The organism is Kitasatospora sp. NPDC089509 (assembly GCF_044749365.1).
Classification (GTDB): Bacteria; Actinomycetota; Actinomycetes; order Streptomycetales; family Streptomycetaceae; genus Kitasatospora.
Genome location: NZ_JBIVHS010000001.1, coordinates 955,839 through 972,029, shown reverse-complemented (window position 1 = coordinate 972,029; position 16,191 = coordinate 955,839). Strand labels below are relative to the sequence as shown.

Here is a 16,191-nt window from a genome sequence, read left to right as displayed (position 1 = left end):
GCCCACCCCGACACCCCCGAAGCCCACCTCCTCCACCGCACCGCCTACACCCAACCCGCCCTCTTCGCCCTCCAAACCGCCCTCCACCACCTGCTGGAGTCCTGGGGCGTCCGGCCCGACCGGCTCGCCGGGCACTCGATCGGCGAGATCACGGCCGCGTACGTCGCCCAGGTGCTCACGCTGGAGGACGCAGTGACCCTGGTGGCCGCCCGGGCCCGGCTGATGGACGCGCTCCCGGCGGGCGGGGCGATGCTCGCGGTCGAGGCCGACGAGGCCCGGGTGCTGGCCGAACTCGCCGCCGTGGACGGTGTGGTGGCCGTCGCTGCCGTCAACTCCCCGGACTCGACCGTGATTTCCGGCGAGGACGCGGCGGTCGAGGCGCTGGCGGAGCGCTTCCGGGCGCTGGGCCTACGGGTCCGCCGACTGCGGACCAGTCACGCCTTCCACTCCTCGCTGATGGAGCCGATGCTCGCCGAGTTCGGCCGGATCGCCGCCGCCCTGCCGCACCACCCGCCGCGCATCCCGATCCGCTCCGCCCTCGACGGCCGACTCTTCGACGCCCAGCACCCGTTGACGGCCGCGCACTGGACCGCCCACGCCCGGCAGGCCGTCCGCTACCTGGACGCGGCACGCGGGCTGGCCGCCGACGGCGTCACCGGCTACCTGGAACTCGGCCCGGACGGCGTCCTCACCGCACTCACCCGGGCCGCCCTGGCCGACGCCGCGGCACCCGCACCGGAACCCGCCGTGGCCGCACTGCTCCGCCGCGACCGGCCCGAGTCGGAAACCCTGCTCAGCGCCCTCGGCACGGTCTACGCCCACGGCACCCCGGTGGACTGGACGGCCCTGCTCGGCGGCGTCCCCGGCACCGCCGAGGTGCTGCCGACGTACGCCTTCCAGCACGAGCGCCACTGGTCGGACGTCCCGGAGGAGCAGCGCGAGGGCGGCACCGCCACGCCCGGCGAGGACGGCCTCTGGTCGGCGATCGCCCGGCAGGACGTCGGCACGGTCGCCGAGCTGCTGCGGGTCGACGGCGAGGCCGGGCGGTCCGCCCTGGGCACGGTGCTGCCCTCGCTGGCCGGTTGGCGTGCGGCGCGCGAGCGCGACGGTGAACTCGACGGCTGGCGGCACCGGGTGGCCTGGCGGCCGGTGCCCGAGGGGGAGCCCGTGGGCGCGCCCGGCCGCTGGCTGCTGGTCCTGCCCGAGCCGGAGCGGCTGGCGCCGGAGGAGGCCGAGCGGGTCTCGCTCTGGCGGGAGCTGCTGGACGGCGCGCTGCGGCGGGCCGGTGCGGCGGTCGACCGGATCGAGGTGGGGCCGGCGGCCGACCGGGCGCGGCTCACCGCGCAGCTGACGGCGGGCCCGGTCCGTCCGGCGGCGTCGGTGGACCGGGAGACGGCCGCGGTGCTCGGCACCCAGGCGGTGTTCAGCCGCCTCGGTGCCGGCCCGGAGGACCGGGACGGGCCGCTCTCCGGGGTGCTGTCCCTGCTGTCCCTGGGGTCCGCGCCGGTCGAGGGGCGTCCGGCCGTGCCGGGTTCCCTCGCGGGCACCTTGGCCCTGCTCCAGGCGCTGGAGGCGGCGGGGGTGGAGGCGCCGCTGTGGTCGGTGACCTCGGGCGCGGCCGCCACCGGGCCCGGTGATCCGGTGGCCGACCCCGCCGGGGCGCTGGTCTGGGGCCTCGGGGCGGTCGCCGCCACCGAGACCCCGCAGTGGGGCGGCCTGATGGACCTGCCCGGCGAGCCGGGCAGCCGGGCCGCCGCCCGGGCCGTCCGGGCGCTGCTCGCGGGCGGACCGGAGGCGGAGCTCGCGGTGCGGGCCGAGGGCCTGTTCGCCCGCCGTCTGGTCCCGGCCCCGGCCGTAGCGGATGCTCCCGGCGCCGGGCCCGTCCCGCTGTCCGCGCCGACCGGAACGGTGCTGATCACCGGCGGCTCCGGGGCCCTGGCCGGGCACACCGCCCGCCGGCTGGCCCGCCGGGGCGCCGAGCACCTGCTGCTGGTCAGCCGGCGCGGCGGGGCCGCGCCCGGCGCCACCGAACTGGCGGCCGAGCTGACCGGACTCGGCGCGCACCGGGTGAGCTTCGCCGCGGTGGACGTGGCGGACCGGTCCGCGCTGGCCCGGCTGCTGAACGAGCTTCCCGAGGGGCTGCCGCTGACCGCCGTGGTGCACACGGCGGCCGTGCTGGACGACGCCACGCTCGGCGAGCTGACCGTGGAGCAGCTGGACCGGGTGCTGCGGGTCAAGGCGCTGGGGGCGCGGCATCTGGACGAGCTGACCCGGGGGCTGGACCTGGAGGCCTTCGTGCTGTTCTCCTCCGCCGCCGCCCTGACCGGCCTGCCCGGGCAGGGGAACTACGCGCCCGGCAACGCCTACCTGGACGCCCTGGCACTGCACCGCCGGGCCGCCGGGCTGCCCGCGACCTCGGTCTCCTGGGGCCTGTGGGCGGGCGAGGGCATCGCCGACCCGGCGGCGGCCCGGCAGAGCCGGCGGTACGGCTACCTGCCGATGGACCCCGGGACGGCGCTGACCGCACTGGACCGGGCGCTCGCCGAGTCCGTCCCGCACCTGCTGGTCGCCGCCGCCGACTGGCCGGCCCTGGCCGCCGTCCGTCCCCACCCGCTGCTCGCCGAGCTGCTCCCCGCGACTCCCGCCGCCGACACCGCCGGCACCGGCACCGTCGGCACCGCTGACGCGGGCGAGTCCACCGGTCTGCGGGCGGAACTGACGGCCCTGCCCCCGGCCGAGCGCCGCCAGCAGCTGCTTCGCCGGGTCCGGGCCGAGGCCGCCGCCGTGCTCGGCCGCCGGGACGGCGACAGCGTGGCCCCGCTGCGGGGCTTCCGCGACCAGGGCTTCGACTCGATCGCCACCGTCGAACTGCGCAACCGCCTGGGTCGGCTGACCGGTCTTCGGCTGCCCGCCACCCTGGTCTTCGACCACCCGACGCCGGAGGCCCTGGCCGACCGCCTGCTGGACCGGCTGGACCTGCCGAGCCCCCCGGACACCGGGACGGGAGGCACCCTGCTGGCCGAACTCGACCGGCTGGAGCGGCTGTTCGCCGCGCTGGAGCCGGACGACCCGGACCGCGACCAGGTGCTCGAACGGCTCGGTGCGCTGGCCGGGGTCCGCCGCGACTCCGGGCTGAGCGCGGGCCTGGCCGCGGCGAGCGACGACGAGCTCGTGGACTTCATCGGCCGGGAACTCGGCATCTCCTGACCGTCCGACCGCCACCCGTCCCACCTCGACCGTCCACCACCCCTCCCACCGCGACCCGTCCCACCGCCACCCGCGCGCCGTGCCCGCGCACGGCTGACCCGGCTACGAAGGAAGAGACCTTGAACGACGGCAGGATGCGCTACCTCCTGGAGCGGGTGACCGCCGAACTGCACGAGACCCGCCGCGAGTTGCGCGAGGTGAAGGACCGCGACAGCGAGCCGGTGGCGATCGTCGGCATGGCCTGCCACTTCCCCGGCGGCGTGGACTCCCCGGAGGACCTGTGGCGGCTGGTCGCCGAGGGCGGCGACGCGGTCGGCGACTTCCCCACCGACCGGGGCTGGGACCTGAGCACGTTGTTCGACCCCGACCCGGACCACCCCCGGACCTCGTCCACCGGCAACGGCGCCTTCCTCGCCGCGCCCGGCGGGTTCGACGCCGACTTCTTCGGCATCTCGCCCCGCGAGGCGCTGGCCAGCGACCCGCAGCACCGGCTGCTGCTGGAGACCGCCTGGGAGGCCTTCGAGCGGGCCGGGATCAAGCCGGGCGAACTGCGCGGCTCCGCCACCGGGGTGTTCGTCGGCACCAACGGCAACGACTACCCGCCGCCGCCCGGCACCGCGCCCGAGGAACTGGAGGGCTACCTCGCGGTCGGCAACGCGGCGAGCGTCGCCTCCGGCCGGATCTCGTACAGCCTGGGCCTGGAGGGCCCGGCGGTCACCGTCGACACCGCCTGCTCGGCCTCCTCGGTGGCACTGCACCTGGCGGTGCGCTCGCTGCGCTCGGGCGAGTGCGACCTCGCGCTGGCCGGCGGGGTCACGGTGATGACCACGCCGCAGATCTTCGTCGAGTTCTCCCGGCAGCACGGCCTCTCCCCCGACGGCCGCTGCAAGGCCTTCGCCGCCGCCGCGGACGGCACCGGCTGGTCGGAGGGCGTGGCGCTGCTGCTGGTCGAGCGGCTCTCGGACGCCCGGCGCAACGGGCACCGGGTGCTGGCCGTGGTGCGCGGCACCGCCGTCAACCAGGACGGCGCCTCGCACGGGCTGACCGCGCCCAACGGCCCCGCCCAGCAGCGGGTCATCCGCGCGGCGCTCGCCGACGCGGGGGTCGCCGCCGAGCAGGTCGACGCGGTCGAGGCGCACGGCACCGGCACCCGGCTCGGCGACCCGATCGAGGCCCAGGCCCTGCTCGACACCTACGGCCGGGACCGGGCGGCGGACCGGCCGCTGTGGCTGGGCTCGGTCAAGTCCAACCTGGCGCACACCCAGGCCGCGGCCGGCGCGGCCGGGGTGATCAAGATGGTGCAGGCGCTGCGCAACCAGGTGCTGCCGCGCACCCTGCACGTGGACGAGCCGTCCCCGCACGTGGACTGGGCGTCGGGCGCGGTCCGGCTGCTCACCGAGGACCGGCCGTGGCCGCGTACCGACACGCCCCGGCGGGCCGGGGTGTCGGCGTTCGGGGTCAGCGGCACCAACACCCACGTGATCCTGGAGGAGGCGCCGCCCGAGCCGGAACCGGAGGCCTCGCAGCCGCCGTCCGAGCCGGAACCGGATGCGTCCGAGGCCCCGGCGGGCCCGCTGGCCTGGACGCTCTCCGCCCGCACCGACGAGGCGCTGCGGGAGCAGGCCGCCCGGCTGGCCGCGCTGGTCCGGGACGGGCACGACGGCGCCGCCGGGCCCACCGCGATCGGGCCCACCGCGATCGAGCTCGCCGCGATCGGGCACGCCCTGGTCGCCGAGCGCACCGCCTTCGAGGAGCGCGCCGTCCTGGTCGGCCGGGACGCCCCCGAGCTGCTCGCCGCCCTGGCCGCGCTGGCCGCCGGCGAGTCCTCCCCGGCGGTGCTGCGCGGCCGGGCCGGCGCCGACCGCAAGGTGGTCCTGGTGTTCCCCGGCCAGGGCGCCCAGTGGCTCGGCATGGCCGCCGAACTCCTGGACACCGCACCGGTGTTCGCCGAACGGATCGCCGCCTGCGGGAAGGCGCTGGCGGAGTTCGCCGACTGGTCGCTGGAGGACGTGCTGCGCGGCCGGGACGGCGCGCCCGGCTACGACCGGGTCGACGTGGTGCAGCCCGCGCTGTGGGCGGTGATGGTGTCGCTGGCCGCGCTGTGGGAGTCCTACGGGGTGCGGCCGGACGCCGTGGTCGGCCACAGCCAGGGCGAGATCGCCGCCGCGTACGTGGCCGGGGCGCTGACCCTGGAGGACGCCGCGCGGGTGGTGGCGCTGCGCAGCCGGGCGATCGTGGCGCTGGCCGGTTCCGGCGGGATGGCCTCGGTGCCGCTGCCGCCCGCCCGGGCCGAGGAGCTGATCGCGCCGTGGGGCGACCGGCTGTCCGTCGCGGTGGTGAACGGTCCGGCGGCGGTGGTCGTCGCGGGCGAGCCGGCCGCACTGGACGAACTGGTCGCGCTCGGCGAGCGGGAGGAGCTGCGGATCCGCCGGGTGCCCGTCGACTACGCCTCGCACTCCCCGCAGGTCGAGCGGATCCGCGCGCAGCTGGCCACCGCCCTGGCCCCGGTCGCCCCGCGCACCGGGCACACCCCGCTGCTGTCCACCGTCACCGGCGACTGGCTGGACACCGAGCGGATGGACGGCGACTACTGGTACACCAACCTGCGGCGGACCGTCCGCTTCGAGCAGGCCGTCCGGCGGCTGCTGGACAGCGGCCACGGGGTGTTCGTCGAGGCCAGTCCGCACCCGGTGCTGACCGCCGCCGTCCAGGCCACCGCCGAGGACGCCGGGCACCCGGAGGTGTCCGCCACCGGCTCGCTGCGCCGGGACGAGGGCGGGCCGGCCCGCTTCCTGGCCTCGGTCGGGCAGCTCGCGGTCGCCGGGGTGCCGGTCGACTGGACGCCCGCGCTCGGCCCGCGCCCCGCCGCCCGGGTCGACCTGCCGACCTACCCGTTCCAGCGCCGCCGCTACTGGCTGGAGCGGCGCGCCGACCACGGCGGCGACCCGCTCACCCTGGGCCTGCGCGCCGCCGGGCACCCGCTGCTCGGCGCCGTCCTGCAGCCCGCCGAGGGCGGCGGGGCGACCCTCACCGGGCGGCTGTCCACGGCCACCCACCCGTGGCTCGCCGACCACGCGGTGCTCGGCCGGACGGTCGTCCCGGGCACCGCCCTGGTCGAACTCGCCGTCCGCGCCGGGGACGAGCTGGGCCTGCCGGTGCTCGACGAACTGGTGCTGGAGGCGCCGTTGGTGCTGCCCGAGGGGCAGGCCGTCGAGCTCCAGGTGACGGTGGGCGCCCCGGACGCCGCCGGGCGGCGGCCGGTGGCCGTGCACGCGCGGGTCCAGCGGCAGCGGGCGGGGGCGGGCGACTGGCAGCGGCACGCGCACGGCGTGCTCGCCGCCGGTGAGCTCCCCGAGCAGAGTTCCGCCTGGTCGACGGCCGGGGACGCCTGGCCCCCGGTCGGGGCCGTCGCCGTCCCGCTGGACGGCCGCTACCAGCGGCTGGCCGACGGCGGACGGGCCTACGGGCCGTCCTTCCAGGGCCTGCGCGCGGCCTGGCGGCTCGGCCCGGAGCTGTACGCGGAGATCGCCCTGGCGGCGGACGAGCAGGCCGACGCGGCCCGCTACGGCATGCACCCGGCGCTGCTCGACGCCGCGTTCCACCTCGCCGAACCGGCCGCCGACGCCCCGGAGGAGCAGGGCGTGCCGCTGCCCTTCGCCTGGGCCGGGGTCCGGCTGCACGCGAGCGGCGCCACCGCGCTGCGGGTGCGGCTGCGGCCCGGCCCGGGTGACGCCGTGGTCCTGGACGCCACCGACCCGGCCGGCGCGCCCGTCCTCACGGTCGGCTCGCTGGTCTCCCGCCCGGTCCGCCCCGACCAGCTGGCCGGCCCGGTGTCCGGGCTGCCGCTGCACGTCGCCGGGTGGAGCGAACTCCCGCCCGCCGAGGGCGGATCGGAGGACTGGGCCGTGCTCGGCCCGGACCGGATCGACCTCGGCCGGGAGCTTCCGGGGTATCCGGACGTCGCCGCCGTGGCCGAGGCGCGGGCCGCGACCTTCTGGCTGCCCGTCCCCTCTGCCGACACCGTCCCGGCCGCCGGCACCACCCCGGCCGACGGCACCACCCCGGCCGACGGCACTGCCCCGGTGCCGGAGCGCGCCCGGGAGCTGCTGCACGCCGTCCTGGCCACCGTCCAGGACTGGCTGACCCGGCCCGAGCCGGCGGACCGTCGGCTGGTGGTGGTCACCTCCGGGGCGGTGTCCGTCGCCGGGGAGTCCGTCGACCTCGCCGCCGCGCCGGTCTGGGGCCTGCTGCGCTCCGCCCAGGCCGAGCACCCCGAACGGCTGCTGCTGGTCGACCTGGACGGCAGCGCCGAGTCCCGGCGCGCCCTGCCCGGGGCGCTGGCCGCCGCGACCGCCGCCGGGGAGACCCAGGTGGCGCTGCGCCTCGGCACCGCCTCCGTCCCCCGGCTGACCGTCCAACCCGCCCCCGCCGCCCCCGACGACCCCTCCGCCCCCGGCACCCCGGCGCGCCCGCTGCTCGACCCCGACGGCACCGTGCTGGTGACCGGCGGCCTGGGCCTGCTCGGCCGACTGGTGACCCGTCGGCTGGTCGTCGAGCACGGCGCCCGGCACCTGGTGCTGGCGGCCCGGCGCGGGCCGGACACCCCCGGCGCCGCGGCGTTCCTGGCCGAGCTGGCCGACCTCGGGGCGCAGGCCGTCGCCGTGGCCGCCGACGCGGCCGACCGGGAGGCGGTACGCGACCTGCTGGCCCGGATCCCCGCCGAGCGGCCGCTGACCGCCGTGGTGCACGCCGCCGGCGCGCTGGACGACGGCCTGCTGACGGCGCTGGACCCGGCCCGGCTGGACACCGTGCTGCGCCCCAAGCTCGACGCGGCCTGGCACCTCCACGAACTGACGAAGGACGCCGGACCGTCGGCCTTCCTGCTGTTCTCCTCCGCCGCCGGTGTGCTCGGCGTCCAGGGGCAGGCCAACTACGCGGCCGCCAACGCATTCTTGGACGCCCTCGCCGCCCATCGGCGCGCCGCCGGGCTGCCCGCCGTCTCCCTGGCCTGGGGCCTGTGGGCGGACGGCAGCGACCTGACCGGCCACCTGGGCGCCGCCGACCTGGCCCGGCTCGCCCGGCAGGGCGTGCGGCCGCTGACGACGGACGAGGGGCTCGCGCTGTTCGACGCCGCCATCCGCGCCGACCACCCGCTCCCGGTGCCGCTGGCGCTGCGGACGGACGCCGATCCGACCCTGGTGCCGCCGGTGCTGCGCGCGGTGCTGGCCCGGCCCCGGCCCGCCCGCCGCAGCGCCGCCGCCGGACCGGACCCGGCCGACCGCAGCGGCCTCGCGGCCCGACTGCACGGCCTGGACGCCCGGCAGCGGCAGGAGGCGCTGCTCGCCCTGGTCCGCCGGGAGGCCGCCGTGGTGCTCGGCCGCACCGAACCGGACGGGGTGGCCGCCGACCGGGCGTTCAAGGACCTCGGCTTCGACTCGCTGACCGCCGTCGAGCTGCGCAACCGCCTGGCCGCCGCCACCGAGCTGCGGCTGCCCGCCACCCTGGTCTTCGACCACCCCAGCGCGCAGGCGCTGGCCGCCCACCTGGACTCCCGACTGCCGGGCGGGCGGGCGGAGTCCGCCGAGGCCCCGGTCCGCGTGGCCGGCCGGCCGGACGACCACGACCCGGTCGTCATCGTCGCGATGAGCTGCCGCTTCCCCGGCGGGGTGAGCACCCCCGAACAGCTCTGGGAGCTGGTCGACTCCGGGCGGGACGCGATCACCCCCTGGCCCACCGACCGCGGCTGGGACAACGAGTCGCTGTACGACCCCGACCCGGACCGCCCCGGCCACACCTACACCCAGTACGGCGGATTCCTGCACGACGCCGCCGACTTCGACGCCGCCTTCTTCGGCATCTCCCCGCGCGAGGCACTGGCCACCGACCCCCAGCAGCGGCTGCTGCTGGAGACCGCGTGGGAGGCCTTCGAACGGGCCGGCGTCGACCCGGGCACCCTGCGGGGCAGCCGGACGGCGGTCTACACCGGCGTGATGTACAACGACTACGCGGGCCGACTGCGGGAGCTGCCCGAGGAGTTGGAGGGCTACCTGCACAACGGCAGCGCCGCCAGCGTGGCCTCGGGGCGGATCTCCTACGCCTTCGGTTTCGAGGGCCCGGCCGTCACGGTGGACACCGCCTGCTCCTCCTCGCTGGTCGCCCTGCACCTGGCCGCGCAGGCGCTGCGCTCCGGCGAGGCCGACCTGGCGCTGGCCGGCGGGGTGGCCGTGATGGCCTCGCCCGCCGGGATGGTGGCCACCTCGCGGCACCGCGCCTTCGCGCCGGACGGCCGGGTGAAGGCCTTCGCCGCCGCGGCCGACGGGACCAGCTGGGCGGAGGGCGTCGGCCTGCTGCTGCTCGAACGGCTCTCCGACGCCCGGCGGGCCGGACATCCGGTGCTGGCCGTGGTGCGCGGCAGCGCCGTCAACCAGGACGGGGCCTCCAACGGCCTCACCGCCCCCAACGGGCCCGCCCAACAGCGGGTGCTGCGGCAGGCGTTGGCCGCCGCCGGACTCACCCCCCAGGAGGTGGACGCGGTCGAGGCGCACGGCACCGGCACCCGGCTCGGCGACCCGATCGAGGCCCAGGCCCTGCTGGCCGTCTACGGTCCGGACCGGGCGCCCGAACGGCCGCTCTGGCTGGGCTCGTTGAAGTCCAATCTGGGCCACACCCAGGCCGCGGCGGGTGTCGCCGGACTGATCAAGATGGTCGGCGCACTGCACCACGGCCGGCTGCCCGCCACCCTGAACATCGACGAGCCCGCCCCCGAGGTGGACTGGAGCGCGGGCGGGGTCAGTCTCCTGACGGAACATCAGGACTGGCCGGAGACCGACGGCCGACCGCGCCGCGCGGGGATCTCGGCCTTCGGGGTGAGCGGCACCAACGCCCATGTGATCATCGAGCAGCCGCCGGTCCCGGAGCAGCCGCCCGCCCCGCCGGGCGACACCTCGGCCAGGCCGCTGCCCTGGGTGCTCTCCGCCCGGACGGCCGGCGCGCTCGCCGCCCAGGCCGTCCGGCTGGCCGAGCACCTGGCCGAGTCCACCGAGGCACCCGCCGACCTGGCGCACACCCTGCTGGCCGGGCGGGCCCGGTTCGAGCACCGCGCTGTGGTGGTCGCCGCCGAACCGGCCGCCGCCTCCGCCGCCCTGCGCGCCCTGGCGGCCGGCGAGCCCGCCGCCGAGCTGGTCCAGGGCCGGGCCGACGGCGCGCCCCGGACGGTGTTCGTGTTCCCCGGCCACGGCTCCCAGTGGGCCGGGATGGCCCGTGAACTGCTGGACACCGAACCGGTGTTCGCCGAGCGGATCGCGGAGTGCACCCGGGCCATCGCCCCGCACCTGGACTTCGACCTGACCGACGTGCTCCGCCGGCACGACGGCGCGGCCTCGCTGGACCGGGTCGAGGTCTCCCAACCCGCCCTGTGGGCCGTCCTGGTGGCGCTCGCCGCGCTCTGGGAGTCGTCCGGGGTGCGCCCGGACGCCGTGGTCGGGCACAGTCAGGGCGAGGTCGCCGCCGCCACCGTCGCCGGGGCGCTCAGCCTGGACGACGCGGCGCTGATCGTCGCCGCCCGCAGCCGGATCCTGGCCACCCTGGTCGGCCAGGGTTCGATGGCCTCCGTCGCGCTGCCGCTCGCCGAGGCCGAACGGCGGCTCGCCGCCTGGCCGGAGCGCCTCGCGGTGGCCACCGTCAACGGGCCGAACGCGGTGGTGGTGGCCGGCGAGGAAGACGCCCTGGACGAACTGGTCGCCGCCTGCACCGCCGAGGGCGTGCGGGCCAAACGGCTGCGGGCCGCCACCCTGGCCGGGCACTCCCCGGTGATCGACCAGGTGGCGGACGAGCTGCTGGCCGTCCTGGCGCCGGTCCGGCCGGGCGCCGCGCGGCTGCCGATCTGGTCCACCGTCACCGCCGGGCCGGTCACCGGCACCGAACTGGACGCCGGGTACTGGTACCGCAACCTGCGGCACACCGTCCGCTTCGCCCCCGTCGTCCAGCACCTCGCCGAACCGGGCCGCACCCTGTTCATCGAGGTCAGCCCGCACCCCGTGCTGACCGGCGCGATCCAGGACACCCTGGACGCCGGCGGCCTGCCCGGCGCCGTCGTCGAGACCCTGCGCCGCGACCACGGCGGCCCGGACCGCTTCCTGCTCTCGGCGGGCGCCGCGCTCGTGGCGGGCGCGCCGGTGGACTTCGGCGGGGCGCTCGCCGGCGCCCGGTCGGTGCCGACCGCCCTGCCCACCTACCCCTTCCAGCGCCGCCGCTACTGGCTGGACGTCGAACTCGGGCCGCTCACCACGGCGGTGGCCACCGGCCCGGTGGACGACGAGACGCCGGACGGTGCGCCCGGCGGCCGGCTGACCGCCCGGCTGGCCGGACTCGCCCCGGACGCCCGGCGGGCCGACCTGCTCGACCTGGTCCGCCGCCAGGCCGCGGCCGCCCTGGGCCACCCCGACACGGAGGAGGTGCTCCCCGACCGGGCCTTCCGCGACCTCGGCTTCGAGTCGCTGACCGCCGTCGACCTGCGCAACCGACTGGTCGCCGCGACCGGCCTGCGGCTGCCCGTGACCCTGGTCTTCGACCGGCCCACGCCCGCCGCGATCGCGGACCACCTGGACGAGCAGCTGGTCCCGGCCGTCGCCGCCGGTTCCGGACCTGCCGAACTGCCGGGCCTGCTCGACCGGTTGGAGCAGTCGCTGCCCGACACCGAGGCCGACCGGCGCGAACTGGCCGCCCGGCTCTCCGCCCTGGCCGCCCTCCTCGACAGCGCCCCGGACGCCGACCCGGACAGCAGGCAGGACACCAACCCTGTTGCCGCGCCGGGCACTTCGATCGACACCGCGCTGGACCTGGAGACCGCCAGCGACGAGGAACTGTTCGCCGAACTCGACCGGGCCCGGCCCGGCGCGGGCACCGCCCCCACCGGAAGGAGTGGCCACGATGGCCGATGAGGAGAGGCTGCGGCAGTACCTGCGCCGGGCGCTCGCCGACGTGCGCGAGGCCCAACGGCGGCTGGACCAGGTCGAGTACCGGCGCGGCGAACCGGTCGCCGTGATCGGGATGGCCTGCCGGCTGCCCGGCGGCGCCGACTCCCCCGACCTGCTCTGGGACCTGGTCACCGCCGGACGCGACGCCGTCACCGGCTGGCCCGAGGACCGCGGCTGGGACACCGACGCGCTGTACCACCCCGACCCGTCCGTCCCCGGCACCAGCTACGCCCGGCACGGCGGATTCCTGGCCGACGCCGCCGACTTCGACGCCGCCTTCTTCGGCGTCTCCCCGCGCGAGGCGCTGGCCACCGACCCCCAGCAGCGGCTGCTGCTGGAGACCGCCTGGCACGCGCTGGAACACGCCCGGCTCGACCCGGACGGGCTGCGCGGCAGCCGGACCGCCGTGTTCGCCGGACTCACCGCGCAGGAGTACCACACCCGTCCCGGGGCGGCCCCGGCCGAGCTCGAAGGCCACCTGGGCATCGGCAACCTGGCGAGCGTCGCCTCCGGCCGGATCGCCTACACCTTCGGCTTCGAGGGCCCGGCCGTCACCGTCGACACCGCCTGCTCCTCCTCGCTGGTCGCCCTGCACCTGGCCGTGCGCTCGCTGCGCTCCGGCGAGAGCGACCTCGCGCTCGCCGGCGGCGCCACCGTGATGTCCTCCCCGAGCGGCTTCGTGGAGTTCTCCCGCCAACGCGGACTCTCCCCCGACGGCCGCTGCCGCTCCTACGCGGCGGCCGCCGACGGCACCGGCTGGGCCGAGGGGGCCGGCCTGCTGGTGCTGGAACGACTGTCCGACGCCCGGCGCCACGGACACCGGGTGCTGGCCGTCGTGCGAGGCACCGCCGTCAACCAGGACGGCGCCTCCAACGGCCTCACCGCCCCCAGCGGCCCCGCCCAGCAGCGGGTCATCCGGGCGGCGCTCGCCGACGCCCGGCTCACCCCGCGGGAGGTGGACGCGGTCGAGGGCCACGGCACCGGCACCACCCTCGGCGACCCGATCGAGGCCCAGGCCCTCCAGGCCGTCTACGGCACCGGGCGCGACGCCGAACAGCCGCTCTGGCTGGGCTCGTTGAAGTCCAACCTGGGCCACACCGCGGCAGCGGCCGGCGTCGCGGGCGTGATCAAGATGGTCCAGGCGATCCGCCACCGCACCCTCCCGCGCACCCTGCACGTGGACCGGCCCACCCCGCACGTGGACTGGGCCGACGGCGGCGTGCGGCTCCTCACCGAGCCGCGCAGCTGGCCGGACACCGGACGTCCGCGCGCCGCCGGGATCTCCGCCTTCGGGGTGAGCGGGACGAACGCCCATGTGATCCTGGCCGAAGCCGAAGCCGAGGCCGACGTCGAGCCCGAGGCCGACGTCGAGCCCGAGGAGGAGCCGGCGGGCGCCGCGAGCGACGGTCCCCGACCCGCCGCCCCGGGCGCCGAAGCGCCCCCGCTGCCGTGGGTGCTCAGCGCGCGGAGCGAGGCGGCGTTGCGGGCCCGGGCCCGGCAGCTCGCGGAGGTCCTGCGCGGCGACGACCCGCCCCCGGCGGCCGACCTCGCCTGGTCGCTGGCCTCCGGTACCCGACACCCGTCGCGGGCCGTCCTGGTGGCCCGCGACCGTGCGGAGGCCGTCACCCGGCTGGAGGCCTTCGCGAGCAATCCCGGGCCGCTCACCCCCGCCGCCCCCGGCGGCCGGACCGCCTTCCTGTTCACCGGACAGGGCAGCCAGCGCCCGGGCATGGGAGCCGGGTTGTACCGGCGCCACCCGGAGTTCGCCCGGGCCTTCGACGCCGTCACCGCCGAACTCGACCGCCATCTGCCGTTCCCGATCGCCGAGGCCGTCCTCCGACCCGCCGATCCCGTGCGCCGGCCCGCCGACGCCGAACGGCTCACCCGCACCGAGTACGCCCAGCCCGCCCTGTTCGCCCTCCAGACGGCGCTGCTGCGCCTGCTGGACGCCTGGGGCGTGCGCCCGGACCTGGTGGTCGGCCACTCGGTCGGCGCGCTCGCCGCCGCCCACGCCGCCGGGCTGCTCGAACTCCCGGACGCCGCCGCCCTGGTGGCCGCGCGCGGCCGACTGATGCAGCAGCTGCCACCCGGCGGGGCGATGGCCGCCCTGGAGGCCGAGGAGGGCGAGGTGCTCGCCGAACTCGCGCCCCACGGCGGCACGGTGGGCCTTGCCGCGGTCAACGGCCCGCGCGCGATGGTGATCTCCGGCGAGGAGCCGCAGGTCGAGGCGGTCGCCGAGGCCTTCCGGGCACGCGGACGGCGGGCCACCCGGCTCCGGGTCAGCCACGCCTTCCACTCGCACCGGATGGACCCGGTCCTGGACGAGTTCCGCACCGTGGTGAAGGGGCTGACGTTCCACCGGCCGCACACCGCGTTCGTCTCCGACCTCACCGGCCGCCTCGCCGGCACCGCCGAGCCCGCCGCCCCGGACTACTGGGCCGAGCACGCCCGGCAGCCGGTGCGCTTCCTGGACGCGGTCCGGACCCTGCGGGCCGAGGGCGCCACCCGCTTCCTGGAACTCGGCCCCGACGGCGTCCTCACCGCCCTGGCCGGGGACGCCCTCGCCGCCGAGGAGCCGCGGCAGCGCCCCCGCCCGGCCACCCTGGCCGCCACCCTGCGCCGGGACCAGCCGGAGCCGGAAAGCCTGCTGACGGCCGTCGGCCGCCTGCACGCCGCGGGCGCGCCGGTCGACTGGTCCGGCCCGTTCGGCCGACTGCCCGTCCAGCGGGTCGACCTGCCCGGCTACCCCTTCCAGCGCACCCGCTTCTGGCTCGACGGCTCCCCCACCCCTGCCCCCGCCCTCCCCGGTCCCGGCACCCGGCCCGCCGTCCCGGCCGACTGGACCGAACGCCACGCCGAACTCCCCGCCCCCGAGCTGCTCGACGCCCTCCTCGCCCTCGTCCGCACCGAAGCCGCCGCCGTCCTCGGGCACGCCACCCCGGACACCCTGACCGCCGATACGGCCTTCGTCGAGCACGGCTTCGACTCGCTCACCTCGGTGGAGCTCGGCGCCCGCCTCTCCGCCGCGACCGGGCTGCGGCTCTCCGGCGCGCTCACCATCCACCACCCCGACCCGCTCGCCCTCGCCGAGCACCTGCACCAGGAGCTCCGGGACCGTCGCACCACCCCCGCCGGCGGCCCGGCCGAGCCGCTGGCCGCCGTCTACCTGGACCTGTGCCGGGCCGGACGGATCCCGGCCGCCACCCAGCTGCTGATCTCGGCGTCCGAGCTGCGCACCCCCTTCCCCGCCGACGACCGCGCCGGGCACGCCGTCCCCCCGGTCGCGCTGGCCGAGGGCGGGGCACCGCTCGCCCTGGTCTGCTTCCCGGCGCTGACCGCGCTGTCCGGACCGCACGAGTACGCCCGGTTCGGCCAGGCCCTGGACGGACGGCGCACCGCGCACGCCGTCCCGGCCCCCGGCTACCGGCCCGGCAGCGTGCTGCCCGACTCGGTGGACGCCTTCGTCCGGCTGCAGGCCGACGCCGTCCAGGAGCTGTACGGGGAACGGGAGTTCGCAGTGTTGGGGCGCTCGCTCGGCGGGTGCGTGGCGCACGCCGTGACCGCCGAGCTGGAGCGGCGCGGGGTGCGACCGGCCGGGCTGGTGCTGGTCGACGCCTATCCGATGGACACCGCCACGCTGCCCGGCATGGAGTGGTGGATGCCCGCGATGGTCGGCGGGATGCTGGAGCGACTCGGCACCCAGGACCTCACCCTGACCGACACCGGGCTCACCGCGATGGGCGCCTACCTGCGCACCTTCGGCCCCTGGCAGCCCGAACCGATCGCCACCCGCACCCTGCTGCTGCGCGCCGAGCAGCCGCTGCCCGGCACCGGGGACCGCCCCGGCGGCCCGGACTGGCGCGCCTTCTGGCGACTGCCGCACGAGAGCGCCGACATCCCCGGCGACCACTTCTCGGTGCTGGAGGACCACTCCGCCGGCACCGCCGACGCCGTCCACCGCTGGCTCGCCGAGCTGGAGCGATGAGCGGCCACCCCACCGACCGCACCC

Annotated in this window: 3 protein-coding genes; all 3 read left to right on the top strand. The window is 77.8% G+C overall.

The features are described from left to right. The coding region (locus tag ACIP4P_RS03860) for an SDR family NAD(P)-dependent oxidoreductase (RefSeq protein ID WP_400914394.1) at positions 1-3,207 on the top strand (3,207 nt) is incomplete at its 5' end. A 134-nt stretch (positions 3,208-3,341) separates the two neighbouring features. Then, a complete protein-coding gene (locus tag ACIP4P_RS03855) occupies positions 3,342-12,146 on the top strand; it encodes a type I polyketide synthase (protein ID WP_400914444.1) in 8,805 nt (2,934 codons plus the stop codon). Beyond that, entirely contained in the window at positions 12,127-16,167 is a 4,041-nt protein-coding gene (locus ACIP4P_RS03850) for a type I polyketide synthase (RefSeq protein WP_400914392.1), read from the top strand. Before ACIP4P_RS03855 ends, ACIP4P_RS03850 begins: the two co-directional genes overlap by 20 nt. Positions 16,168-16,191 lie beyond the last annotated feature (24 nt).